Source organism: Alteromonas sp. ALT199 (assembly GCF_018619335.1).
In the GTDB taxonomy this organism is placed as follows: domain Bacteria; phylum Pseudomonadota; class Gammaproteobacteria; order Enterobacterales; family Alteromonadaceae; genus Alteromonas.
This window is the reverse complement of sequence record NZ_JAHHDX010000014.1, coordinates 35,261-60,851: the sequence shown is the minus strand read 5'-3', so window position 1 is coordinate 60,851 and position 25,591 is coordinate 35,261. Positions and strand designations below refer to the sequence as shown.

24 protein-coding genes are annotated in these 25,591 nt (G+C 43.6%); 19 read left to right on the top strand and 5 right to left on the bottom strand.

What is annotated here, in order from left to right; genetic code table 11:
• Nucleotides 1–322: 322 nt before the first annotated feature.
• The 15 genes from mnmG to KL866_RS01470 all read left to right on the top strand — a co-directional run bounded on the left by mnmG (nucleotide 323) and on the right by KL866_RS01470 (nucleotide 14,149).
• Nucleotides 323–2,224, top strand: a complete 1,902-nt coding sequence (mnmG, locus tag KL866_RS01540; protein WP_214992695.1) for a tRNA uridine-5-carboxymethylaminomethyl(34) synthesis enzyme MnmG — start codon at nucleotides 323–325, stop codon at nucleotides 2,222–2,224.
• A 316-nt stretch (nucleotides 2,225–2,540) separates the two neighbouring features.
• Nucleotides 2,541–3,176: a 16S rRNA (guanine(527)-N(7))-methyltransferase RsmG gene (rsmG, locus tag KL866_RS01535; RefSeq protein WP_025257154.1), complete on the top strand. Its 636-nt coding sequence runs from the start codon at nucleotides 2,541–2,543 to the stop codon at nucleotides 3,174–3,176.
• A 35-nt stretch (nucleotides 3,177–3,211) separates the two neighbouring features.
• Entirely contained in the window at nucleotides 3,212–4,006 is a 795-nt protein-coding gene (locus tag KL866_RS01530; protein WP_025257155.1) for a ParA family protein, read from the top strand.
• A 44-nt stretch (nucleotides 4,007–4,050) separates the two neighbouring features.
• Nucleotides 4,051–4,929: a ParB/RepB/Spo0J family partition protein gene (locus KL866_RS01525; RefSeq protein ID WP_025257156.1), complete on the top strand. Its 879-nt coding sequence runs from the start codon at nucleotides 4,051–4,053 to the stop codon at nucleotides 4,927–4,929.
• Nucleotides 4,930–5,135: 206 nt separating this feature from the next.
• Nucleotides 5,136–5,522, top strand: a complete 387-nt coding sequence (locus KL866_RS01520) for an ATP synthase subunit I (protein ID WP_025257157.1) — start codon at nucleotides 5,136–5,138, stop codon at nucleotides 5,520–5,522.
• A 101-nt stretch (nucleotides 5,523–5,623) separates the two neighbouring features.
• Nucleotides 5,624–6,457 (top strand): F0F1 ATP synthase subunit A, encoded by an 834-nt coding sequence (gene atpB / locus KL866_RS01515; protein WP_214992679.1) that lies wholly within the window; start codon nucleotides 5,624–5,626, stop codon nucleotides 6,455–6,457.
• A gap of 99 nt (nucleotides 6,458–6,556) precedes the next feature.
• Complete coding sequence (gene atpE, locus KL866_RS01510) at nucleotides 6,557–6,778, top strand: F0F1 ATP synthase subunit C (RefSeq protein ID WP_012520222.1); 222 nt, start codon at nucleotides 6,557–6,559, stop codon at nucleotides 6,776–6,778.
• Nucleotides 6,779–6,823: 45 nt separating this feature from the next.
• Nucleotides 6,824–7,294: a F0F1 ATP synthase subunit B gene (gene atpF, locus KL866_RS01505; protein WP_014951452.1), complete on the top strand. Its 471-nt coding sequence runs from the start codon at nucleotides 6,824–6,826 to the stop codon at nucleotides 7,292–7,294.
• 14 nt (nucleotides 7,295–7,308) lie between these two features.
• Nucleotides 7,309–7,842 carry a F0F1 ATP synthase subunit delta gene (atpH, locus tag KL866_RS01500; protein ID WP_025257159.1) on the top strand — a complete coding sequence of 178 codons (534 nt, stop codon included), beginning with the start codon at nucleotides 7,309–7,311 and terminating at the stop codon, nucleotides 7,840–7,842.
• Nucleotides 7,843–7,855: 13 nt separating this feature from the next.
• Nucleotides 7,856–9,397 carry a F0F1 ATP synthase subunit alpha gene (atpA, locus tag KL866_RS01495; protein WP_214992676.1) on the top strand — a complete coding sequence of 514 codons (1,542 nt, stop codon included), beginning with the start codon at nucleotides 7,856–7,858 and terminating at the stop codon, nucleotides 9,395–9,397.
• A gap of 58 nt (nucleotides 9,398–9,455) precedes the next feature.
• Nucleotides 9,456–10,316 (top strand): F0F1 ATP synthase subunit gamma, encoded by an 861-nt coding sequence (gene atpG, locus KL866_RS01490; RefSeq protein WP_012520217.1) that lies wholly within the window; start codon nucleotides 9,456–9,458, stop codon nucleotides 10,314–10,316.
• A gap of 33 nt (nucleotides 10,317–10,349) precedes the next feature.
• Nucleotides 10,350–11,735: a F0F1 ATP synthase subunit beta gene (gene atpD / locus KL866_RS01485; protein ID WP_025257162.1), complete on the top strand. Its 1,386-nt coding sequence runs from the start codon at nucleotides 10,350–10,352 to the stop codon at nucleotides 11,733–11,735.
• A 60-nt stretch (nucleotides 11,736–11,795) separates the two neighbouring features.
• Nucleotides 11,796–12,209, top strand: coding sequence for a F0F1 ATP synthase subunit epsilon (locus tag KL866_RS01480; RefSeq protein ID WP_025257163.1), 414 nt, complete (start codon nucleotides 11,796–11,798; stop codon nucleotides 12,207–12,209).
• A gap of 201 nt (nucleotides 12,210–12,410) precedes the next feature.
• Nucleotides 12,411–13,397, top strand: a complete 987-nt coding sequence (locus KL866_RS01475; RefSeq protein ID WP_025257164.1) for a hypothetical protein — start codon at nucleotides 12,411–12,413, stop codon at nucleotides 13,395–13,397.
• A gap of 152 nt (nucleotides 13,398–13,549) precedes the next feature.
• Nucleotides 13,550–14,149: a glutathione S-transferase family protein gene (locus KL866_RS01470; RefSeq protein WP_025257165.1), complete on the top strand. Its 600-nt coding sequence runs from the start codon at nucleotides 13,550–13,552 to the stop codon at nucleotides 14,147–14,149.
• A gap of 23 nt (nucleotides 14,150–14,172) precedes the next feature.
• On the opposite strand, the gene KL866_RS01465 is transcribed toward KL866_RS01470, so the two are convergent.
• Complete coding sequence (locus KL866_RS01465) at nucleotides 14,173–14,754, bottom strand: tRNA-uridine aminocarboxypropyltransferase (protein WP_025257166.1); 582 nt, start codon at nucleotides 14,752–14,754, stop codon at nucleotides 14,173–14,175.
• An 86-nt stretch (nucleotides 14,755–14,840) separates the two neighbouring features.
• On the opposite strand from KL866_RS01465, the gene KL866_RS01460 reads away from it, so the two are divergent.
• From KL866_RS01460 to KL866_RS01450, 3 genes are all read left to right on the top strand, one after another.
• Nucleotides 14,841–15,179: an MGMT family protein gene (locus KL866_RS01460; protein ID WP_025257167.1), complete on the top strand. Its 339-nt coding sequence runs from the start codon at nucleotides 14,841–14,843 to the stop codon at nucleotides 15,177–15,179.
• 70 nt (nucleotides 15,180–15,249) lie between these two features.
• Entirely contained in the window at nucleotides 15,250–16,449 is a 1,200-nt protein-coding gene (locus KL866_RS01455) for an HD-GYP domain-containing protein (RefSeq protein WP_025257168.1), read from the top strand.
• A gap of 370 nt (nucleotides 16,450–16,819) precedes the next feature.
• Entirely contained in the window at nucleotides 16,820–17,461 is a 642-nt protein-coding gene (locus KL866_RS01450; RefSeq protein ID WP_025257169.1) for an OmpA family protein, read from the top strand.
• A 50-nt stretch (nucleotides 17,462–17,511) separates the two neighbouring features.
• Here the strand turns inward: KL866_RS01450 and KL866_RS01445 are convergent, their stop codons facing one another.
• From KL866_RS01445 to KL866_RS01430, 4 genes are all read right to left on the bottom strand, one after another.
• Entirely contained in the window at nucleotides 17,512–17,979 is a 468-nt protein-coding gene (locus KL866_RS01445; RefSeq protein ID WP_025257170.1) for a nuclear transport factor 2 family protein, read from the bottom strand.
• A 72-nt stretch (nucleotides 17,980–18,051) separates the two neighbouring features.
• Nucleotides 18,052–19,053 carry a LacI family DNA-binding transcriptional regulator gene (locus tag KL866_RS01440; protein ID WP_214992673.1) on the bottom strand — a complete coding sequence of 334 codons (1,002 nt, stop codon included), beginning with the start codon at nucleotides 19,051–19,053 and terminating at the stop codon, nucleotides 18,052–18,054.
• Between the two features lie 45 nt (nucleotides 19,054–19,098).
• The gene (locus tag KL866_RS01435; RefSeq protein ID WP_025257172.1) at nucleotides 19,099–20,691 is read right to left on the bottom strand and encodes an MFS transporter; all 1,593 of its coding nucleotides are present in this window, start codon (nucleotides 20,689–20,691) and stop codon (nucleotides 19,099–19,101) included.
• A 17-nt stretch (nucleotides 20,692–20,708) separates the two neighbouring features.
• Nucleotides 20,709–22,046 (bottom strand): GH1 family beta-glucosidase, encoded by a 1,338-nt coding sequence (locus tag KL866_RS01430; protein ID WP_025257173.1) that lies wholly within the window; start codon nucleotides 22,044–22,046, stop codon nucleotides 20,709–20,711.
• Nucleotides 22,047–22,574: 528 nt separating this feature from the next.
• Between KL866_RS01430 and KL866_RS01425 the strand changes: the two genes are divergently transcribed.
• Nucleotides 22,575–25,505, top strand: coding sequence for a TonB-dependent receptor (locus KL866_RS01425; protein ID WP_251139765.1), 2,931 nt, complete (start codon nucleotides 22,575–22,577; stop codon nucleotides 25,503–25,505).
• Nucleotides 25,506–25,591: the final 86 nt, after the last annotated feature.

Here is a 25,591-nt window from a genome sequence, read left to right as displayed (position 1 = left end):
CTATTTATACACAAGTTTGAAGTAGGGTTATGGATCGGGGTGTCCCAATGTTATTGATCGCGTAACTTGATGATCTTTATGTCCTTTGATCGGTTACCCACAGATCTTGATGATCCTAATAAAAGTAAAAATAAACAGATCTAAAAGAGATCTTAAGATCTTATTATTCGATCACACCTTTTCAAAAACAGGTTTTGAAGAAAATTTAATCATTTTCTTTATCCAATAAGTCAGATAAAATACGCGCCCTTTTTTCGTAGACTGTGCACGAGAAAATTTAGTTTTCAATCGGCTTATCGTAAGTTATTAGTGAGGTTCAACCATGTTTTATGCTGAAGCATTTGATGTCATCGTTGTTGGTGGTGGACATGCAGGTACAGAGGCGGCACTTGCAGCTGCTCGCATGGGTGCAAATACGCTTTTGCTTACTCACAACATTGAAACGATCGGTCAGATGTCCTGTAACCCAGCAATTGGTGGGATCGGTAAAGGACATCTTGTCAAAGAAATTGATGCGTTAGGTGGCGCAATGGCGCTCGCTATCGATAAAGGTGGAATTCAATTTAGAACATTGAACTCTTCAAAAGGTCCAGCAGTACGTGCAACACGTGCACAAGCTGATAGAACGCTTTATAAAAACGCTATTCGAGACATTGTTGAAAATCAGGAAAATCTAACGCTGTTTCAACAAAGCGTTGATGATCTGATTGTTGAAAACGATCGAGTTTGCGGTGTTGTTACTCAAATGGGGCTGAAGTTTAAAGCTAAGTCAGTCGTGCTCACAGTAGGGACCTTCCTTGGCGGCACCATTCACATTGGTCTTGAGAACTATCGCGGCGGTCGAGCGGGCGATCCACCGTCTATAGCACTAGCAGATAGACTACGCGCGTTGCCGTTTCGCGTAGAGCGCTTAAAAACAGGAACGCCAGCAAGACTTGATGCACGTTCGCTAGACTTTTCTGTGATGCAACCTCAACCTGGCGATAATCCAACGCCGGTATTTTCGTTTATGGGTGATAGAGCCATGCACCCTACGCAGATCCCGTGTTATATCACACATACCAATGAGAAAACTCACGATATCATTCGCGGTGGTTTAGATCGCTCACCAATGTTCACCGGCGTAATTGAGGGTATTGGCCCGCGTTACTGCCCAAGTATTGAAGATAAGATCACCCGTTTTGCTGACAAGAATTCACATCAAATTTTTGTTGAGCCAGAAGGCTTAAACAGCATTGAAGTTTATCCAAACGGTATTTCAACTAGTTTGCCTTTTGACGTGCAAATGAATCTTGTTCGCTCGATCAAAGGTTTTGAAAATGCGCATATTGTTCGCCCAGGTTATGCCATTGAGTACGACTTCTTTGATCCAAGGGATTTGAAACAAACGCTAGAAACTAAATTTATTCAAGGTTTGTTCTTTGCAGGGCAAATCAACGGTACTACTGGCTATGAAGAAGCGGGCGCACAAGGCTTAGTAGCGGGCGCGAACGCGGCGTTACAAGTTCAAGAGAAAGATCCGCTAACTTTACGCCGCGATCAAGCGTACATGGGCGTACTTATCGACGATTTAGCGACAATGGGTACGAAAGAGCCATACCGCATGTTCACAAGCCGTGCTGAATACAGACTACTGCTTCGTGAAGATAATGCTGATAGTCGTTTAACTGCAAAGGGCCGCGAAATTGGTCTTGTTGATGATGCACGCTGGGCGAAGTACAACGACAAGATGGAAGCGGTTGAAAGTGAATTACAGCGCTTGCGCGGACAGTGGATTCATCCTGATCACGCAGCTACACCTGAACTCAATCCCATGTTAAAAAATCCGGTGAGTCGCGAGCATTCTCTTGAAGAACTGATACGCCGACCTGAAATGACCTACAGTCAGTTAATGGAAATTGAGAGCGTAGGTCCGGGTCTTGAAGATCCGATAGCGGCAGAGCAGGTAGAAATTCAAATTAAATATGCGGGGTATATTGCCCGTCAAATGGATGAAATCGCCAAAACACAGCGACACGAAAATACTTTGCTACCCGTTGATATGGATTTCAGCAAGATCTCTGGCCTGTCCAATGAGGTCGTGGCTAAATTAACGGAAACTAGACCCGAAACGATCGGTAAGGCGTCGCGTATTTCTGGTATTACACCTGCGGCCATTTCATTGCTGTTGGTCTACCTTAAAAAACACGGAATGTTACGCAAGCAAGATAAAATTAGTGCGTAAAACACGCGCTTGATTCATCAGGCTACTCACAGCGCTTAGTTTTTCCTGTTTATTCGCGTATTATGCTAGTCACAATTGCCTAAACTATGCGAAAACTAGAAGAACTAGGTGCTTTTCATACCGTTCTATTGTTCCCATTTACTAGCGTCGTGCGGCTTTTACTTTAAGTACATTTGATTTGTACGTAAAAAAGTCACATCGATTGACGATGGTAAAAGTGTGACAAATGCATAAAACAAATTGCGGTTCGCCGCTAATGTTTATGTTAAAGACTAAGTTAAGCTAAAGACTTCAACGCGAACAGACAGATTTTTCAATGACGATACAGCAAGAATTGCACACCATTTTGGTTTCTGGACTTGATGCCCTTTCACTTGATTTGAGTGAAAAGCAACAGCAGCAGTTAGTCGACTATGTGCTGCTTATGGATAAATGGAATAAGGCGTATAACCTCACTTCCGTACGTGATCCTAAGCAAATGATGGTGAAACACATGTTGGACTCGTTAGCTATTGTGCCGTTTCTCGATGGTACCAATATCATTGATGTTGGCACGGGCCCCGGTCTTCCAGGTATGCCTTTGGCTATCGCGTTTCCTGATAAATCTTTCACGTTGCTTGATTCATTGGGTAAACGGGTACGATTCATGACGCAGTGCGTGCATACGCTTGGAATAACTAACGTAACTCCAGTGCAAAGCCGCGTAGAAGAGCACAACGGCGACAAGCCTTACGACATTGTGCTAAGCCGAGCTTTCGCTTCGCTAAAAGATATGTTGCACTGGTGTCAGCATCTGGTAGATTCAGAAGGTCAATTTTTGGCGCTTAAAGGTCAGTTTCCACAAGATGAGATAGAAGAAGTGAGTGGTCACTTCCATGTGAGTAAAACGGAAAACCTCACTGTGCCAAATTTAGTAGGCGAACGACATCTGGTTTGGCTAAAAAAGAAATAGCCGAAAAATAGAAATAGACGAGAACAGGATCTAACGTGGCTAAGGTAATCGCGATCGCGAATCAAAAAGGTGGTGTTGGTAAAACTACAACTGCAGTTAACGTGGCAGCATCAATGGCGGCAACAAAACGCAAGGTGTTGCTAATTGATCTCGATCCACAGGGTAATGCCACCATGGGAAGCGGCGTCGATAAATACGATGTCGAATGCACGGCATTTGAATTGCTGGTTGAAGAAAAGCCAATTAACGACGTTATCGTTAAAGCAACAAGTGGTAAGTATGACCTTATTGCTGCTAACGGTGATGTGACAGCTGCAGAAATTAAGCTGATGGAAATGTTTGCCCGTGAAGTACGTCTTCGCAACGCATTAAAGCCAGTAATGGATTATTACGACTTTGTTTTTATCGACTGTCCGCCTTCACTCAATCAGTTAACGGTGAATGCCTTAGCTGCTGCAGACTCAGTAATGGTACCTATGCAATGCGAATATTACGCACTTGAAGGGCTTACTGCGCTAATGGATACCATCCAAAAATTAGCGTCTGTGGTGAATCCTGAATTGAAGATTGAAGGGGTATTGCGTACTATGTACGACCCGCGTAATCGCCTTGCAAACGACGTTTCAGAACAATTGAAGCGTCATTTTGGTGAACAAGTTTATCGTACGGTTATTCCGCGTAACGTTCGCCTAGCTGAAGCGCCAAGCTTTGGTACGCCAGCGATGTACTATGACAAGTCGTCAACAGGCGCTAAAGCTTACCTAGCATTGGCCGGTGAAATACTGCGTCGAAGGGATAAAACATCGCCTGAACAGGCAAAAGCTAGTTAAACACAATAAGCTGAACACTATCAGCACATGCCATAGAGGACACTATGTCAGCACGTAAAAGAGGCCTTGGCCGCGGTTTAGATGCGCTACTTGCAACCAGCCAATCATCTGCTCAAAAAGAACAAGATGCCGCCGAGGTTAATTCATCAAGCGGTGAGTTAAGTAAACTGCCTATTGAATACTTAGTGCCGGGCAAATATCAGCCTCGTAAAGACATGTCGCCTGAGGCATTAGAAGAATTGGCCTCGTCAATTCGCGCGCAAGGTATTATTCAGCCTATCGTTGTGAGAAAAGTCGACGAACACCGCTATGAGATTATCGCCGGTGAACGTCGTTGGCGAGCCTCACAATTAGCGCAACTAGACGAAGTGCCGTGCTTAGTCAAAAACGTACCCGATGAAGCAGCTGTTGCCATTGCTCTTATCGAAAACATTCAGCGCGAAGATTTAAACGCGATGGAAGAAGCACAGGCCCTTGACCGTTTAATGAGCGAATTCGCGTTAACTCATCAAGAGGTGGCTGAAGCGGTAGGAAAATCTCGTACAACCGTGACTAACCTACTTCGTTTAAACAATCTAAACGACGACGTAAAACTGTTAGTTGAGCATGGCGACATTGAAATGGGTCATGCTCGCGCACTATTAGCGCTAGAAGGTGAAGCTCAATCAGAAACAGCGCAAGTGGTATCGGGAAAAGGTCTTACCGTACGCGATACCGAAAAGCTCGTTAAAAAGCTTTTAGAGCCAGTTAAACCTAAGCCTGAGAAGAAAGTTGATCCCGATGTACAAAACCTTATGACACGACTTTCAGAAAATTTAGGCACGCCTGTGAGCATCGACCACAATGCGAAAGGCAAAGGTAAGCTCACGATTAGCTTTAGTGACCTTGAACAATTAGATGGAATTATCTCTAAAATTCAATAAGTTAAAATCAATAGAATAGAGATAAAGCCTTTGCCTACCCGCAATTGACTCGATGTTCGGTGCTAACACCGGACACTCTCCTTTCCGGTTATAGCAATAGAATATTTTCAGAATAACTTTCAAAAAGCGTTGTACTGTTGAAAATTGTCGGTAAAACAGTATACTTCTGACGCTTTTTGTAAGACGTGAACAAGCTGCGAGTAAAAGTGACGAACAAGTTAGCAAAACGCGGGATAGACCTCGCTAAGAAAGGGCTACTTTTTCAGGCTGTAACGGCCCTATTCGTTTCTGCCCTCGCAGGCGCCGCAGGTGGAAGTCATTCCGCCATGTCGGCAGCAGCAGGCGCTTTAATCAGTATCTTGCCTAACGGTGTTTTTATGGCTTTCGCGTTTCGTTACGCTGGGGCGAGTAAAAATGACCTTGTTGCACGGAGTTTTAGCCAAGGCTCTAAATTGAAGCTGGCACTGACAATAATTTTATTTGTAATTGCTTTTAAAGGCTTAAACGCCTCGCCATTAGAAATTTTCATGGCATTTGTGATTACAACCGCTAGCCACGGGCTAGCCATGTTTCATTTCGGTACGAAACAATAAAGACAACGCGAGGCGTTGCGATAACTAAAACAGCGTAATCGACCGATTGAGACACAAGAACCAGTCACCAAATTTTTACACTTTACAACTTGGGTTAAACAATGGCATCTGAATATACTACCTCAGAATACATCAAGCACCACTTGACCAATGCCACCATGTGCTCAACTGACAATGGAATCGCTTTTAACAAAGCGTGTTCTGATGCTGGTTTTTGGGCATGGCATGTTGATACATTGGCATGGTCTATTGGTCTTGGTCTTCTTTTCTTAATCGTCTTTAGAAGCGTTGCGTCAAAAGCGACAACCGGCGTACCTGGCAAAATGCAGGCGTTTGTTGAGCTTGTGGTTGAGTTTGTTGACGACAACGTAAAAAGCACCTTCCACGGTAAAAGCGCATTAATCGCGCCACTAGCATTAACCATTTTCGTTTGGGTATTGCTAATGAACCTTATGGACTTGGTGCCAGTTGATTTAATCCCATGGGTATCTGGTCTAATTGGCCAAGCGGCTTTTGGTATGGATCCACACGACGTTTATAACAAGGCAGTACCAACGACTGACCTTAACCTAACGTTCGCACTGGCTTCTGGCGTGTTTATTCTTATTCTTTTCTACTCAATCAAGATGAAAGGCATTGGCGGTTTTGCGAAAGAGCTTACAATGCAGCCTTTCGGTCACCCAATCTTCATTCCGGTGAACTTCATTCTTGAAACGGTTACTTTGCTTGCGCGTCCGCTTTCATTAGCACTGCGTTTGTTCGGTAACCTGTACGCCAGTGAGCTAATCTTTATATTGATTGCTACAATTGGGTATTTCCAGCTTCCACTGCACTTTATGTGGGCTGTGTTCCATATTCTGGTACTTCCGCTACAAGCGTTTATCTTCATGATGTTAACCATCGTGTATTTAAGCCTGGCGTGTGAAGAACACTAAGCATTAACGGGTGTCGGTAACCTGGAAAATCCGGCACCGTTTTTACAGAGTTTGACTTTTAAACATTAACTTTAAATTTAACTTAAATCGGAGACGTAAATGTTATACATCGCTGTTGCACTACTGATTGGTCTTGGTGCCCTAGGTACCGCTATTGGTTTCGGTCTACTAGGTGGCAAATTCCTAGAATCTGCTGCTCGTCAACCTGAACTAGCACCTCAACTACAAGTTAAGATGTTCATCGTAGCGGGTCTTATCGACGCCATCGCGATGATCGGTGTTGGTATCGCTCTGTACCTATTGTTCGCTGTTGGTGCCTAATATTACTAAACACTTTTTTAGCGAACTTTAAGAGGAGGGGCGATTGTGAATTTTAACGCCACTTTTATTGGTCAATTAATCGCCTTCGCTGTGTTCGTGGTGTTCTGCATGAAATATGTATGGCCTCCACTAATGGCAGCGATTGAAGAACGTCAGAAGAAAATTGCCGATGGGCTTGAAGCTTCTGAACGTGCAGAGAAAGACCTAGAACTTGCTCAAGCGAAAGCTACTGAGCAATTGAAAGATGCGAAAGCGCAAGCAGCTGAAATTATCGAGCAGGCCAAAAAGCGCGCCAACCAACTGGTTGACGAAGAAACGCAAAAAGGCCATGCGGAACGCGAGAAGATTATCGCTTCTGGTTATGCCGAGATTGAAGCTGAACGCAATCGTGCCAAAGAAGATTTGCGCAAACAGGTTTCTGCTCTTGCAGTTGCTGGCGCACAGCAAATCTTACAACGTGAAATCGATGCTAACGCACAAAACGACATTGTTGAAAAACTTGTCGCTGAGCTTTGATAGGGAGATGAGCCATGTCTGAATTGACTACTGTTGCTCGTCCTTATGCTAAAGCTGCTTTCGATTTTGCTGTCGAGAAAAATGCCGTTGCAAAATGGCAAGAAATGCTCACCTTCGCAGGTGAAGTAGCAGTAAATGAAGATATGCACCAGTTGCTAACTGGTGCTATCGCCGCTGATACGCTAGCCGACATTTTTAATAATGTGTGTGGTGAGCAACTCGACGAACACGGTCAAAACCTAGTAAAGGTTCTGGCTGAGAATAAACGTTTAGCCGCGTTGCCTGAAATTTCTACTTTGTTTGATGCGTTTAAAGCAGATTACGATAAAGAAGTAGAAGTGGACGTAACCTCAGCATCTACGCTGACTGATGCCCAAACAAATGAATTGGTAGCATCTTTGGAAAAACGTTTGGCACGTAAAGTGAAGCTTAATTGTAACGTGGACCCTGCCCTGATCGCTGGAATGGTAATAAATGCCGGTGATACAGTAATTGATGGTTCCGTAAAGTCGAAATTGAACCGTCTAGCAGACGCGTTGCAAGCATAACGGGGATAAGAGCATGCAACTTAATTCCACTGAAATTGCTGAACTGATCAAGAAAAGAATTGAACAGTTCAATGTAAGCAGTGAAGCACGTAATGAAGGTACTATCGTCGCAGTAACTGACGGTATTATCCGCATTCATGGCCTTGCAGATGTAATGCAGGGTGAAATGATTGAGCTTCCTGGAAGCCGTTACGCAATTGCACTAAACCTTGAGCGAGACTCTGTAGGTGCAGTTGTTATGGGTCCTTATGCGGACCTGAAAGAAGGCGATAAAGTACAATCTACTGGCCGTATTCTTGAAGTACCAGTAGGTACCGCACTTCTTGGTCGTGTTGTAAACACACTAGGTGAACCTATTGATGGTAAAGGCGCAATTGACGCGGCTGGTTTCGAGCCAGTTGAAAAAATTGCACCTGGCGTAATTGAACGTCAATCAGTAGACCAGCCAGTACAAACTGGTTATAAGTCAGTTGATGCCATGATCCCAGTAGGTCGTGGTCAGCGTGAGCTTATCATCGGTGACCGTCAGTGTGGTAAAACAGCAATGGCTGTTGACGCTATCATCAACCAAAAAGGTACAGGCATTAAGTGTGTGTACGTAGCGGTTGGTCAGAAAGCGTCTACTATCGCTAACGTAGTACGTAAACTAGAAGAGCACGGTGCCCTTGACCACACTATCGTGGTAGCAGCATCTGCTTCTGAGTCTGCAGCGCTTCAATACCTAGCGCCTTACTCTGGTTGTACTATGGGTGAATACTTCCGTGACCGCGGTGAAGATGCGCTAATCGTATATGATGATTTGTCTAAGCAAGCTGTTGCTTACCGTCAAATCTCACTACTACTTAAGCGTCCACCAGGCCGTGAAGCTTACCCAGGTGACGTATTCTACCTTCACTCACGTCTACTAGAACGTGCTGCACGTGTAAACGAGCAATACGTTGAGCGTTACACTAATGGTGAAGTGAAAGGTAAGACTGGTTCATTGACTGCGCTTCCTATTATCGAAACGCAAGCTGGTGACGTATCTGCATTCGTACCAACTAACGTAATCTCAATTACCGATGGTCAGATCTTCCTAGAAACTGACTTGTTTAACGCAGGTATCCGTCCAGCGGTTAACGCTGGTATCTCGGTATCTCGTGTTGGTGGTGCTGCACAGACTAAAATCATCAAGAAATTGGGTGGCGGTATCCGTCTAGCCCTAGCTCAGTATCGTGAACTTGCGGCGTTCTCGCAGTTTGCTTCTGACCTTGATGATGCAACTCGTGAGCAACTTGAGCACGGTGAGCGCGTAACTGAGCTAATGAAGCAGAAGCAGTACGCTCCACTATCAATTGCTAACATGGGTGTATCTCTGTTCGCGGTAGAAAAAGGTTTCCTTAAGGGTATCGAGCTTAACAAAATCCTAGATTTTGAAGCCGCTCTTCACTCTTACATGAACAGCGAACACGCTGACCTTATGAAGACTATCAACGAATCAGGTAACTACAACGACGAGATTGCCTCTAAGTTGAACGACGCTTTAACAAGCTTTAAAGCGACACAAACTTGGTAATCAATGGTGCTGGTGTTTAACCACCAGCGCAATTCGTTGAGTAATCGGAGAGATAGTCATGGCCAGCGGTAAAGAAATAAAAGGTAAGATTGGGAGTATCAAAAATACTCAAAAGATTACCAGTGCGATGGAAATGGTTGCTGCGTCTAAAATGAAAAAGGCGCAGGAACGTATGGCTTCTGGCCGTCCATATGCACAAAATATGCTTAAAGTGATTGGTCACATTGCAAACGGTAACCTTGAGTATCGCCATCCATATTTGGAAGAGCGTGAAGTCAAGCGCGTCGGTTACATTGTGATTTCCACTGACCGAGGCTTATGTGGTGGCTTGAACACCAATGAATTTAAGCTCGTCACCCAAGACGTCAAAAAATGGCGTGAACAGGGTGTAGAAGTGGATTTCGCTGCATTAGGTTCTAAAGCGTGCAGTTTCTTCAACCGTTTTGGTGGCAAGTTGCTTGCTGCTGAATCTGGTTTAGGTGACAAGCCGTCTGTGAGCGATGTAGTGGGTGTTGTACGCGTTATGCTTAAAGCGTACGACGAAGGACAAATTGACCGAGTATTCTTGGTATTCAATGACTTCGTTAACACCATGACACAGAAACCTGTGATCAATCAGTTATTGCCTTTGCCAAAGTCAGAAGACGAAGAATATCAACATCGTTGGGACTACATCTACGAGCCAGATCCAAAGGAAATTTTGGAAGCACTAATGGTTCGTTACATTGAGTCTCAGGTGTATCAGGGTGTTGTAGAAAACGCGGCGTCAGAACAAGCTGCGCGAATGGTTGCCATGAAGGCAGCAACCGACAACGCCGGTAACCTTATTGATGAGTTACAACTGGTATATAACAAAGCGCGTCAGGCTGCAATCACACAAGAAATCAGTGAGATTGTTAGCGGTGCCGCAGCGGTGTAGGCAAAGGTTTAAAAGAGATAACGAGGACAAATTATGAGTCAAGGTAAGGTCGTCCAAATCATTGGCGCCGTTGTGGACATTGAGTTTCCACAAGATGCGGTACCAAGAGTTTATGACGCACTACGAGTTACCGAAGGTGACTTGTCAGGTCTAACCCTGGAAGTGCAACAACAATTAGGTGGTGGTGTTGTTCGTGGCATCGCACTAGGTACTACTGACGGACTAAAACGTGGTCTTGCAGTAGAAAATACCGGTAACCCAATCATGGTTCCAGTTGGTACGAAGACACTAGGTCGTATCATGGACGTACTGGGTAACCCAATCGACGAAGCAGGCCCAATTGGTGAAGAAGAGCGTATGTCTATTCACCGTGAAGCGCCTAGCTACGAAGATCAGTCTAGCTCGGTAGAACTACTAGAAACTGGTATCAAAGTAATCGACTTGGTTTGCCCATTCGCTAAGGGTGGTAAAGTTGGTCTATTCGGTGGTGCGGGTGTAGGTAAAACCGTAAACATGATGGAACTTATCCGTAACATCGCAATCGAGCACAGCGGTTTCTCAGTATTCGCAGGTGTTGGTGAGCGTACTCGTGAGGGTAACGATTTCTATCATGAAATGAACGATTCAAACGTACTTGATAAAGTATCGCTTGTATACGGTCAGATGAACGAGCCACCGGGTAACCGTCTACGTGTTGCACTTACCGGTCTAACTATGGCTGAGAAGTTCCGTGACGAAGGTCGTGACGTTCTTTTCTTCGTAGATAACATCTATCGTTATACCCTAGCAGGTACTGAAGTATCAGCACTTCTAGGTCGTATGCCATCTGCGGTAGGTTACCAGCCTACGCTTGCAGAAGAAATGGGTGTACTTCAGGAACGTATTACGTCAACGAAGACTGGTTCAATCACATCAATCCAAGCGGTATACGTACCTGCGGATGACTTGACTGACCCATCTCCAGCGACAACCTTTGCTCACTTGGATGCAACGGTAGTACTTTCTCGTGATATCGCGTCTCTTGGTATCTACCCTGCGGTAGACCCACTAGATTCAACGTCTCGTCAGCTAGACCCTCTAGTAATTGGTCAAGAGCACTACGACGTAGCACGTGGCGTACAGACTGTTCTTCAGCGTTATAAAGAGCTGAAAGACATCATCGCGATCCTAGGTATGGACGAACTATCTGAAGAAGACAAGCAAGTAGTATCACGTGCTCGTAAGATTCAGCGTTTCCTATCTCAGCCGTTCTTCGTAGCAGAAGTATTTACCGGTGCACCTGGTAAATATGTATCGCTAAAAGACACAATCAGTGGTTTTAAAGGCATTCTAGACGGTGAGTACGATCACCTTCCAGAGCAAGCCTTCTACATGGTTGGTTCTATTGAAGAAGCGCTAGAGAAAGCCAAGAAAGCATAATTGAATGGCTAGTGTAAGCTAGCCTTTCATAATGCTAACGTACCTAATCAGGAGGTTCACATGGCAATGACAGTACATTTGGACGTAGTAAGCGCGGAGAAAGCGATTTTCTCTGGACGCGTTGAATCGATTCAGGTGACAGGTAGCGAAGGTGAATTGGGTGTTAACCCAGGTCACGCGCCACTTATCTCTGCTATTAAACCTGGTATGGTGCGTTTGGTTAAACAGCACGGTGAAGAAGAAGTTATTTATGTTGCAGGTGGTGTACTAGAAGTACAGCCTAACAACATTACCGTACTGGCTGATACCGCGGTTCGAGCTGAAGATCTTGACGAGCAGGCAGCAGAAGAAGCCAAACGACGTGCCCAAGAGCACATCGCCAACCCAGGCGCTGACTTTAATTACGCTGAAGCAGCTCACGAGCTTGCAGAGGCTATTGCACAACTTCGTCTTATTCAGAAGTTACGCAAATAAAAAGCACAGCTTTGAAAAAAAACCCGCCAACTGGCGGGTTTTTTATTGCCGAACGAAAAGTAAACGTTCACATTCTCTTACGTTTATTTCTATTGCTATAACTGACTACAAAGCTTATCGTTAGTGCGTTTTAACTACTTTGAATTAAAACTCAATATGCGGTAACCACACTACAGCTGCCTATTTCAACGAATTATAAAAATGAAGTTCAACCCGTACTCAAACATGCACAAGGGAGCCTCTATTGGTTTCTTCCCTTTATTGGCAACACTGATCCTTCTTTCAGTGCATTTCTTTACGGGTGCCTTAGACTGGCCCTATGTTGGTGAAGTGAGAGCCCAGCGAGACTTTAATTCTGCTATTGGCATGTCGCTGTTAACGGGTTATTTCTGGTTTGCGCTACGCTTGATGCATCAAAATGTGGCTAGTACACTAATTTCACTGCTTGTTAAAACAAACCAACTCAGTCAGTTTTCCTCGCACCGCAATGAGCTCGCTCTAGAGTTTAAGCACCACATTTTCAATGCCGCTATTATTTCAATCATGATCACTATTATATATTGCATGTTTGAAGGACTGATAACGGTAAAGCAGGAAATTCACGTATTGTTCCTTACCGCAACCGCTGTGCCCTTTTGGCTTCTAGCAATATTATTTTTGTTCCAGATATCATCTAATATCAAGTATCTTACAAGCAAAGTATTACCAGATGCTGGGAGTAATATTGACCGCCTTAAGTCAGTAATAACTATCTTAAAATTGGGAACAACAAATAGTATTTTCGCTATGGGGGCACTCGCTATCTTCCCAGTTTTCTGGTTAAAGAAAGATATACCCTCAATTGACGTTTTAGCGGTTACTTTTTTTACGGGTGTTGTCGGCTTTTATTTATTTTGGCCAGTAATTAAACTCAATAAAATGCTTGAACAAGAGCAGGAAAAAGCAGTTTTACTTCTCGAAGAAAATATTGAAGATGGAATTAGACGTTGCGCAAAGCAACAAGAGTCTGCGACTGCAGTCTCTATAGAGCAGTTGGAAAGTGAAAAGGAACGTGTACTTAAGATGGGAGCCCGCATATTCGCACCTAGAGACAAAGCGCGCGTTGCAGCATGCATCGCTTTAATTCCAATATCATGGGTGTTTTTGTTTCTTATAGAATGGCTAATTCAGTTGCCGATTTACCATTGAAATCTATAAATTTAAATGATCCATTAATTAGCATTTTTTACTAAATTTTACTAATAGCAAAATTCCGTAGTTGCCTATATGCGTTTTTAAAGATTGTTGTTGATACGATGCATTGATATGGTAAGCGAATATGAGTCAACGAGATTACCGCAGTGCGAATTTACGGCGACAAACGTTCTGGAAATTGCTACAAGCTCCAACTACTCCTTTCTTTACTCGGCAAAACCTGCGAATGGATTGATGTAGACATAATGAAGGGCGAAACGAGAGCGCCGTCTTTTCTTGAAAAAACGCCCAATGGTAAGATCCCCTTGCTTGAACTCGATGATGGAAGGGTTCTGTCTGAGTCTAATGCCATCATGCACTATCTTGCCTCGAATACGCCGTTTATCCCCCCTTCGCCCTATCACTTTGCACAGCTGTTACAGTGGCAGTTTTTTGAACAGTATAGTCATGAACCGTATATCGCCGTTGCCCGTTATATCAACATTTACTTAGGGTTGCCCGTAAGCAGAAAAGCGGAATATGAGTCTAAACAAGCAGGTGGCTATCGCGCGTTAGCGGTTATGGAGCATCAACTTAACAGTACGCCGTTTTTACTTGGCGATACTATTAGCCTTGCTGATATTTCGCTGTTTGCCTATACACACGTAGCACATGAAGGTGGCTTCGACCTATCAGCTTATCCTGCGATCCGACACTGGATAAGATTAGTAAAAGAACAAAAAGGTTTTATACCTATGAACGCTTAGCGTGTTCTGTAGCATTCTTAGCGTCACACTTGTCGTCTATGAGATATTGGGCTTTGCCATTGTCTTTGAAAAGCGCTCTGAGCTTTATAAAGGCCAGTTACATCGGCGTTTTCTATACAGCTTATCGCGTAAGCAGTCGCTTCTAGTGTGGAAAGCGCGTTCTTTATTTTAGTATGGCGGATAGCATAATTAGATGTTGGCGCCGACGTAAAGTGAAAGGCAGGTAATACTGCAAGCCAGGGATTCTGCTTAACAATCCCAAATGCTTGTTTCCAACTCCCATCAATTAATACCAGCGTTGAAATTTGATTTGCCTTTGTGAGAGCGATACGCTCAAGCGGCATACTCGTGTCGCCAGGGTAAATAAGAGCCGACGTTTGTGGTAAGCACTCCTTTGCAAGGCTTTGCATTGCGTGGATATCGTTTGATAAAAGAATTTGAGTAGTAGGAATACATAAAGAGATAAGTCGCGCTGTGTTCTTCGCATGACTCACTTCTTTTTCGTGTTGAATAATGACGATATTTAATGCTGTATTTACAGCCCTAATATGGGGGCAAATACAGGTTTTTTTGGGATACTGGCATTGTTCACAATAAAGGCGCATAACCTGACTTCTCAATTCCTAGTTTACGGTGTTAATAGCGTTGAATTATCTAAATAACTAACTTACCAGATAGGATAATATACAAGATGCCAAATAAGGCAGTACAATTTAGAATTGAGAAAACCCTTTCTTTAGTACCCCGAGGAAAGGTAGTGAGCTATGGCCTACTCGCAGACTTATGTGGTTTACCGGGTAGAGCTAGAATGATGGGGAAATGTCTAAGAGAGATAAGCATAGACTGTAACTGGCATAGAGTATTACGCAGTGACGGAAAGATCGCCTTTCCTGCTGGCTCAGAAAAAGCAGAAGAGCAGCGACAGCGTTTAATAACTGACGGTGTATTGGTTAAAAACTACCGAGTAAATATGAAAAAATTTGGTTGGACACCGGATTTACTCACTATACTGGTAGAACTAGAATACTAAACCCTCTCCCAGAATAAGAACCGTGAAGTAGCAATGTTATATGTTTGGCCATTAGTGTTGTGCATTTAGAATGATAAAAAAGATTACTATAGATCAGCTTAAACCGGGTATGTTTGTTCATCGAATATTAGAACAAAAAGGTGACTTGACGGTAAAAAGCCAAGGGCGCGTTACTTCGAATGATGTTGTTAAAGCATTGAAAAAACGAGGCGTAAAAACCCTTGCCATTGACACTGATAAAGCGTTTGAGGTAGCCGATAGTACAGCATCGACATCAACAAAAATTAGTGAACAGACGACTTCTACTAAGGTAGAAAAATCAAAAAAAGTCTCGCTTGAAAATGAATTGTCCAGGGCGTCTAAGCTGCATGAACAGGGCAAAGCGATTCAAAAAATTTTACTTGCTAATGTGCAAAAAGAAACACCTTTCGATACGAGTATTCCTAAAGCGTTCTCTAGCAAGTTGGTAGAATCGGTAGATAGAAATCCTGATGCTCTACTTTGCTTATCAAAGATTCGTGAAAAAGACGACTACCTACTAGAACACTCTCTCAACGTTGCTATTCTTCTAGCTAATTTCGGAAAATTCTTAGGGATGTCTGAAGAAGAAGTCCAAGATCTCTCCTATGCTGGTTTTCTTCATGATTTGGGCAAGATAAAGATCCCTGACGAAATTCTTCACAAGCCAGGACGCTTAACAGATAGCGAAATGGAGATTATGAAAGAACATGTGAATTACGGAGTAGACTATTTAAAAGAGACAGAGATAGCGCCACCGCTTATACAGGCAATTAGTGAGCACCACGAGCGCTTAGACGGCCTAGGCTACCCAGCCGGAACCAAAGGTGACGATATTAGCCAAGCAGGGCGAATGTTAGCTATCGCCGATATGTACGACGCGCTTACTGCTGATCGGGTTTACAAATCGGGTATGTCTAGCCAAAAAGCGTTCTCTATTTTGATGAATGATGCACCTTCACGCCTTGACCAATACCTTGTTCAGCAATTCATTAAATGCCTAGGGGTTTATCCTGTGGGAAGTCTAGTTTTACTTTCCAACGAAAGGCTAGCTATGGTGATTGAACAGAAAAAATCTCCGCTAACGCCTTTAGTTAAAGTATTCTATTCGGTTCGCAACAATCACTATCTAACGCCAAAAGATATTGACCTGTCTGTGGACAAGTCTGTCGGTATCGCTAAAGCTGTTATCGCTTCAGACTACAAAATAGATGTAAATGCATTTTTCGAGCGCTCAATTTCTGTTGGTTAATACGTTACCTTTTAGCAACACAGTGTAGAGTTTACACTGGTTAATGTTCTTTCCTACATTCTCCGAATTACAAAACTCCCAATTCCGTTTAGCTTGCGTTCAGACTATGTCTTGTACAATTTAGCGATAAATGTAAGGAAAGATAGGAGGGATTAGTCTTCTGCTCTCTAATCTCCAGGCAATATTTTGTTTAAAATGGAAACCTAAACAAAAGACTTAATACACTGCCTGCTATCTAACCTTTAGTGAATGGAACGTTAATTGCTGTCTCTAGGCAATTAAAAAAGGTTTTTATACAAAGCATATTGAGGACGGTACTGGATATTTGCAATTCTCAATGTTGAGCTTTTAATCGAAATAAGAGGAAGTTATGAAAAAGACCCTTGCTGTAAGTTTGATTGCTGCATCATTAACAGTAGCCGGTTGTGCTACTGATCCTAATAATACCCAAAAAGGCGCTGCTATCGGTGCTGTTGTTGGTGCGCTGTTAGGTAAAGCAACAGGCGACAATGATAAAAGTCGCTATGCGTGGGGGGCGGCAGTAGGTGCGATTGCAGGTGGTGCCATTGGAAACTATATGGACAAACAGGAAGAAGATTTACGTAGTGAACTTTCTGACACTGGCGTACAAGTAGTACGTGAGGGTGATAACCTACGACTAATCATGCCAGGCGACATCACTTTTGCCACTGACAGCTCAAGTATCAGCCCTAACTTCAACCCTGTACTTCAAGATGTAGCTAAAGTTGTGAACAACTATGAGAAAACCGTTTTGATGATTAAGGGACATACTGATGACACTGGCTCAGAGCAGTACAACCAGTCGTTATCTGAGCGACGTGCGGGAGCGGTTAAAAACTTACTAATTAACTATTCGGTTAACTCAACGCGTATTACTACGGTAGGCATGGGCGAATATGCCCCTAAAGTGCCGAACAGTAGTGCTGCTAATCGTTCAATGAACCGTCGCGTTGAGATGGAAATTCAACCGCTTACTCAATCAAATACCTAATGGCTGACAAGTAGCAAAGGTAAAGGCCCCGTTTAACTGCGGGGTTTTTTTTACTGCATAGCCCTAACTTGGTCGGCAACCGCACCTGCAAGTGCATTTGGAATGGGGATGGTTAAATGATATTGAGTTAGTTTCCAATCACTCCCAGTCTTTATTAAAACACCAGTGCCTCGAGTTTCGCCCAAACCTTTGTTATCAAGCAACTCATCAAACCAAGCTACATTATTATCGGGTGAAAAGTAAATATGTCTGTCCCTGGGGTGGTATGTCCATCCTTTGCCCTTGTCAAAGTGAGGCTTGGCATAGGCTTTAAACGCTTCTTTAGTCCATACTTCTGACGCGTCAGTGCCTATAAAGACTGCGCTGTCATGATACAAATTGAAATACGCATCGAAGTCAGCAACAGAGGCATTATGATGCAAAGCATCAAGAGTTTGATTCACTAGATCACGGTTAGTATTGGCGCTGACGTTTGCTGCTATCGTAAGCATTAGCAACCCCAGCAGTAAATATTTCATTGCGACTCCTATGCCCTATTTATTACGAACGCTCCCGCGTTTGTAATACGGATCTATTGTTTTAGACTTATCTTAGCCTTCGTGTTTCACCGCAGACTCTCGCACTACAAGTGTTGGTTCAAAGCACAGTTGAACCTTATTAGATTGCCCATACACCTTATTAAGTATGTATTTCGCTGACATTTCTGCCATATCTGCAATGGGGTTACTTACTGTAGTAAGGCGGGGAAAAACGTGATGCGCAAAGACTACATCATCAAAACCAACAATAGATAGGTCATGGGGCAGGCTCATACCCAAATCTCTTGCGCAGCTAATTGCACCTGATGCCATCCAATCATTTGCACATACCAAGGCAGTGAAAGGCACATCGCGGGCCATAAGCTCCAACAGGCCAACCTTTCCATCTTCTTCGGTATAATCGCCGTTAAAGATGAGCTGCGAGTTTATTGGGAGTCCGGCTTCCGATAACGCCCGTTTGTGACCTTTTAAACGCATGCAGGCATCGCGCTTTTCTAAAGGGCCAGAAAGGTAAGCGATGTCTTTATGCCCTAATTCAAGTAAATGGCGCGTAGCAAGGTATCCGCCTTTTTCATTGTCTAGATTTATGCAGGCCTCTGGGAGGCCTTCTATTTGTCGGTTAACCAAAGCGACGGGCAATTTAGACTGATTGATGTCTAATAAGTATTCGTCGGATAACGCTTCGGCGTGCATGATAAGTGCATCGCAATTGCGACTAATTAAAAACTCTACAGCATCTTTTTCAGTTTCAAGGCAGTTTCGTCCTACCGTAATAATGACGTGTTTGTCTGCGGCACGTAGCGTTGATTCTACTGCCTGCATCAAGTCACCAAAGAATGGGGCATTTAATTCAGGTACAAGTACGCCTATGCTGTCAGTGCGACTATTGGCCAAAGAACGTGCTACAGAATTAGGGCGGTAATTTAACTCAATTACCGCGTTTTCTACCCGCTCTTTCAATACCTTGTTTACCGAAGCCTTTCCATTTAAAACGCGGGATACCGTGGATAAAGAGACGCCAGCGCGCTCGGCAACTTGGTAAATGGTAGGCACGAAATAAAACCCCGCTTATTTAAACAATCACTTGAAGTTTTTGTATTATGCCGTTATCGGCGTTTGTTCGCTACGGCGAGAGAGTAAAGCTTGAGTAACTTCTCTTTGTTTTTCGTCATTTAATGGGTACAAACAAATAAGTGCAGCGCCTGCAAAGCCAAACAGCGCGGGTATCCAACTCATTAGTGACTTCATACCAGGCAGGGATTGGCTAATAGTATTAATATCAAGCCCGTTGTACCCATAGCTACCCAAAACCAATAATACCAATGCGCCTGCGAAGCCCCCACCTGTCTTTTGGACAAAAGAGCCCGCTGAATAAACCAAACCTGTCGCTCTTCGGCCTGTTTTGTATTCACTATAGTCTGCTGAATCTCCCAACATAGAGAAGAATAACGTGGGTAATATAGCAGCAAAAAATTCAGCACTGCAGCCTAGAATGAATATTCCGTTTACATTGCCCTGAGGAACAAAGTAAATGCCACAGGTTAGTAAGCTACTTGCCAATAGCGCGACTATGAAAAGCTTCTTTCGCCCCATTATTGAAGATAGCTTTGACGTTGCTAGTGCTCCCACAATGGATACCAACAGAAGAGCAATGAAAAAGTACCCAGTAAGTAGTTCGTTTCCCATGTAATATTTAAAATAATAAGCAATAACGCCATACTTAATGCCGTTAAACATCATGGTTAAAAAACCCATTCCTAACAAAATAAGCCAGGGCTTATTGGAAAGCAGGTCGATAATATCTTGTTGAGAGCGGGTGTTGTTAGATTCTGGCCGACGAATGAGCCGTCTTATAGCGATAGTAGTAAGTGCCATAACGGCAATGAATATTGCACCCGTTAAAACGTCTCTATAATAAAAAAAGGCGGTAATGGCTGAAAGAGGGATTAAAATTAACGGCAGCTGCTTACCTAAGTCTCTAAGTTCAGATGACAATGAGCGAGGCGCGTCTGATAACTGTTTACCCGATGAAGTTTGAATTGAACTAGGCTGAGGCGGTAGTGATAAAGTAACACGCTCTTTCGTGGTAAATACTGTAATGCACATTAATATGACAAGCAATGTGGCGAACAACCACATGGTATACTGATATCCCGCTGCGTTATTTCCTTGTCCTAGTGAATCCACCAACATGGGTAAGCATCCCATGACGAGTAGTCCTCCGAAGAATGCCCCGGCGAAGCGAAAGCCAGATAAACTCGTACGCTCCCTATCGTCACTAGTCATCACCCCCATTAAAGCTGAATAAGGCACATTGTTAACTGTGTAGGCCAGAGTAAGCCCGATATAGGTTAGGTAGGCGTAAATGAGTTTGCCAGAATATGAAAGGTCCGGCGTAGTAAAGCAGAGAACCATAAAAAGGCCAAGAAACGGTGTGGAACCCAATATCCAAGGACGGAACTTTCCCATTTTGGTTTGGGTTCTGTCGGCAATCATCCCCATAATGATATCTGTAACGCCATCTGAAAGACGAACTACAAGAAATAGCATTGCTGCTGCGGCAGCGGTAATGCCAAACGTATCGGTATAGAATACCGCCAGGTAAGCTAGTGCGCCTCGCCATACTAAGTTGGCCGCCGCATCGCCCATGCCATAACCCACTTTTTCTTTTAATGTCAGCTTATGGTTCATCGATAATTCCACTGTTGTTATGTTCGGCTTGCTAATAGTGTTTTATATGCTTTGGCGCTGCGTTTAAGCGTACGCTCTTGGGACTCAAAATCTACGTAAACTAGCCCAAATCTTTTTTCATATCCTTCTGCCCACTCAAAGTTATCAAGAAGGCTCCATGCGAAGTAACCACTCACTTCAACTCCCTCAATCATTGCGTTGTGTATCATGTTCAAATGGGCATTATAATAGTCAATTCGATCCACATCGTTAACACTACCGTTTATGAGTTCGTCTGCCATCGCAGCACCGTTTTCAGTGATAAAAATTGGTGGCAGCGTATAGCGCTCATTTAAGGATGTGAGTAAATCATAAAGCGCTTTGGGATAGATTTCCCAACCAATATCGGTTTGTGGGCCTTGATGGGGGTGCTCGTAAAATAGTGCGCTTTTTTCTTTGGGCGCTGAATAGTGTAATCGTGTGTAGAAATTTATCCCTAGAAAATCAATAGGCTGACAGATTGTCTCCATATCCCCTGGTTCTACAGGAGGCCTATCCTCGTCATCTAAATCAAGTATCACCTCGGGATAGCTTCCCACCATTACAGGCTGCATATACCATTGATTAATATAGTCATCCGCCTTGCGGGTGGCTAACACGTCTTCAGGTTTTTGTGTGGCGGGGTAGCATGGGGTAAAATTAAGTACTATACCGGCTTCGCTATTTGGTACATTTTCTCTTAATGTTTTTATACCTAAACCATGAGCTAATAAAATGTGATGCGCTGCGGTGCGCCCATTTTTTGTTCCCGTTCTACCTGGCGCATGTACGCCAATTTCATACCCGAGGTAAGCGCTGCAAAACGGTTCATTGAAGGTTGCGTAGGAAAAGACGTCTTCACCAAGAGCTCGCGTGATTTTATCCACATAGTTTTGAAATTCATACACTGTTTGTCTGTATAACCACCCGCCTTTATCTTCTAAATATTGAGGGAGGTCCCAATGATAGAGTGTTACGAATGGTTTTATGCCCTTCTCGTTCAGCGCATCAATTAAGGTTTTGTAGAAGGCAACACCTTTCGGGTTTAACTCCCCACCTTGCGTCATAACGCGGGGCCAAGAAATTGAGAAGCGATAAGCGTCTACATTTAAATCTAACAGTATATTGAAATCTTCTTTCCAGCGAGCGATGTGGTCGCAGGCCACATCGCCATTAGAGTTGTCAGAAATTGCGGACGGGCGCTCACAAAATCTATCCCATATACACTCCAGTCGATTTTCAACATCACCTTCTATCTGGAAGCTTGATGTAGCGGTTCCGAAAAGAAATGGCCGCTTTAACAATGGGCTGTTTGCGGGGAGAGAAATACTGTGCATAGTAGATAACCTTTTTCTTACTGCGCAAAATTAAAAATGGTGTCGCGTGGGCAGTATGATGAGCCTTAAATAATGAAACGATTTATAGCACAAATAAAAAGCAATTAGAAAGCGCTTTCTCAAATAAATGTCATATTAACGTTAATGGAAAGGGTTTTGGCTTTAGATGTTTAGCTTTGCGGGGGTGAAATTTTTTATCTGTCTTATTAATTTAATTTATTGAATTTGTTGGTTTAAATTTTTCATGCGAAGTGTTTTCCAAATAGATAGGGTATCTTTCTCTGTGAATTATTTGTAAAAAATGTGTTGATCTAAACCTTTTGTTGAATTAATGTTCGGAAAGCGCTTTCTTGTTGCGGTTTTTTCATTCTATTTAAGAGAAAGCCCTTTCTGGTGGCGCAAAAGTTTAAAAACACACTTATACAACAGATGAAAGAGAGAGCGATCGTGACACACAAAACACCACACAAAAGTAAAATCGCAACAAGCTTGTCGTTAATACTGGGAACCGCATTAAGCAGTGGCGTTATGTCACCGGTCGCAGCGCAAGAGTCTGAAAAGGATATCGAAGTCATCCAGGTTTCGGGTATTCGAAGTAGTGTTCAGGAAGCCATGGGCATAAAACGTGACTCATCGGGCGTTGTTGACGCTATTTCAGCGGAAGATATTGGAAAATTCCCAGATACTAACTTAGCTGAATCTCTTCAACGCATAACAGGTATTTCCATCAGTCGTAACAATGGTGAGGGTAGTCAAGTTACAGCACGTGGCTTTGGACCAGATTTCAATATGGTTACCTTAAATGGAAGAACTATGCCTGGTTCAGCATTACCTGGAGGAGGCGGTACGCCAAATTCTCGCGCGTTTGATTTCTCAGATCTTGCCTCTGAAAGTGTAAGAGCTGTTGAAGTGTATAAAACCGGCAGGGCTAGCATTGCAACAGGCGGTATTGGTGCAACGGTTAACATTCGTACTGCCCGCCCATTTGATGCAGCAGACAATGGCATTACTGCTAGCGTGGGGGCGAAAGCCTTGCACGATACCACCAATCGCGTGGGCGATGATGTTACGCCAGAACTGTCAGGGTTTATTAATTATCTCAACGATGATAACACTTTTGGCGTTACATTTACGGGCTCTTTCCAACAGCGTGACAGCGCAGCACAAGGTGCATTTGTTAACCAGTGGAGAGTTAACCCCTTCGATGGAACCGTTCCTCAATCTCCAGACCCAGCTAATACAGATAGTGGCGACCCTGTTGTGTTAAATAACGCACCAGCTATGGGGCAACTGTTCGCGATTCCTTCTGACCTTCGCTATTACATGGCAGATCGAGAGCGTGAGAGAACCAATGCTCAACTTACATTCCAGTTTGCGCCAACAGAAAAAATGACGGCAACGCTTGATTACACTTATTCAAAACAGGACTTGTATGAAGCGCGTGCTGAACAGTCTATTTGGATGGACGATAGGTATTTCGCTGAGCTAACTTTCGATGATGAAGCGGTTAAAACACCAATATTAATTTCACAAGAGCGCCGGGATTTGCTTCCTCGTGATTTAGGCTTAGCGCTACAAGAACTTAACCAAGTAAACGAAAATAAATCGATTGGCCTAAACCTTGAGTACTTCGTTAATGACGACTTTACTCTGGTTTTTGACCTTCATAATTCGACAGCTGAAGGCCGCCCCGATGCCCCTTATGGGACGTGGACTAACTTAGGGCTAGGTGCAAATGTGGTTAAAGGACAAGGCGTCGACTTTAGCGGTGATTTCCCTGTTATGTTTGTCGATTTTGACGATGCAGCGCGGGATAATTTGAACGGTAACGGCGTGTTAGACCAAGATGATGTGGGTACATCAATTTTGGACATGAACTTTTCATCCCAAGATACCGAAATCACCCAAGCCCGTCTTGATGGCTCTTATACAATGGACACTGGAAGCATCAACTTTGGTATAGAGTCTCGTTCTATGGAAAGTACGTCGCTTCAGTCGCTAACCCGCCACACTATGGGTAACTGGGGCATAGAAAATCCAGGAGAGCTACCTTCAGGTTCATTAACCCCGCTCGATTTAGCTAACGAGTTTGATGACTTCAATACTGATGGTATGTTTTCTCAAGGCTTTACCGGAAGTGTTGGGCAAATTGGTGCATTTGCAGCGCAGCAGTATGGTTTCGACTTGGTTGCTAATAACCCGTTTGCAACAAACAGAACCATTGAAGAAGATATTACCGCCGTTTATTTCGAGCTAGATCTATCGGGCGAGTTAAACGGTATGGAATATAACCTTCTGACCGGTGTGCGTTATGAAAATACTGATGTTACTTCAATTGCAAATATCAGCCTGCCCAGCGGTATAGCTTGGGAAGGGAACAATGACTTCAACGTGCGTTTCGGTAGTGCAATGGAAGACGTTGAAGTAGAGGCTAGCTACGACCATGTACTTCCTTCGTTAGATTTCGATATTGAAGTGGTTGAGAATGTTATTGCTCGTTTTTCTTACAGTAAAACCATCGCGCGACCCACATACAACAACTTAAGTGCTGCTGCATCTGTATCACCTCAGAGTGGACCTACCCTCCTTTCCGACAGTATTACAGCAACGGCGAGTTCTGGTAACCCATCTTTAATTCCGCTTGAATCTGATAACTTAGATTTATCTTTTGAATACTATTTCGATGAGACAAGCTATGTGTCAGTCGGGTTTTACGATAAGCGAGTGAAAAACTTCATAGGTAACGAGCAAGTTGAAGAGAACGTATTCGGCCTAAGAGATGTGACAAATGGCCCTCGCGCAGAAGCTGCGCGTGCAGAGTTAGAAGCCCGTGGAATACCAGTAAACGATACATCTCTCTTTAATATGGTTGCTGCCATAGAAAACGGTATTGAATATGACTCATTAACCGATGAGCAATTTGAGCAACAGTTCGATATTTTACCGAACAGCGACGACCCTCTCATAACTTTTATAAACTCAAAGCCAGTGAACAATAAAGCCGCAAATATATATGGCTTTGAAGTAGCAGCGCAACACTTCTTCGGCGACAGTGGTTTTGGTGTGTTAGCTAACTATACGTCAGTTAAAGGTGACATTGGGTTTGACAATGAAGCGGCACCCTCTATTACTCAGTTCGCGCTAGTGGGATTAAGTGACACGGCAAACCTAGTATTCATGTACGAGAAAGACGCGCTGCAAGCTCGTATTGCATACAACTGGCGTGACAAGTTCTTAGACACTACATCTCAGTATATTAATGAACCAGGGTACACCGAAGCCTACTCTCAAATTGATTTGAGTATCTCTTACGATATAACCGAAGACTTAACCGTGGCTTTTGAAGGTATCAATATTACTGAAGAAAATATTCGCCGACATGGGCGCACCAGTGCAATGCTTTGGAACTTGGATGAATTTGGCGCAAGGTATGCGTTAAGTGCTAGATATACATTCTAAAAATTGGGGTGTATTTGCCCGTTATAGCGCTTAGGGTTGCGCTTTAGCGGGCTTTTTTGTCATAGTGCTGTTTGAATAGTAAACAA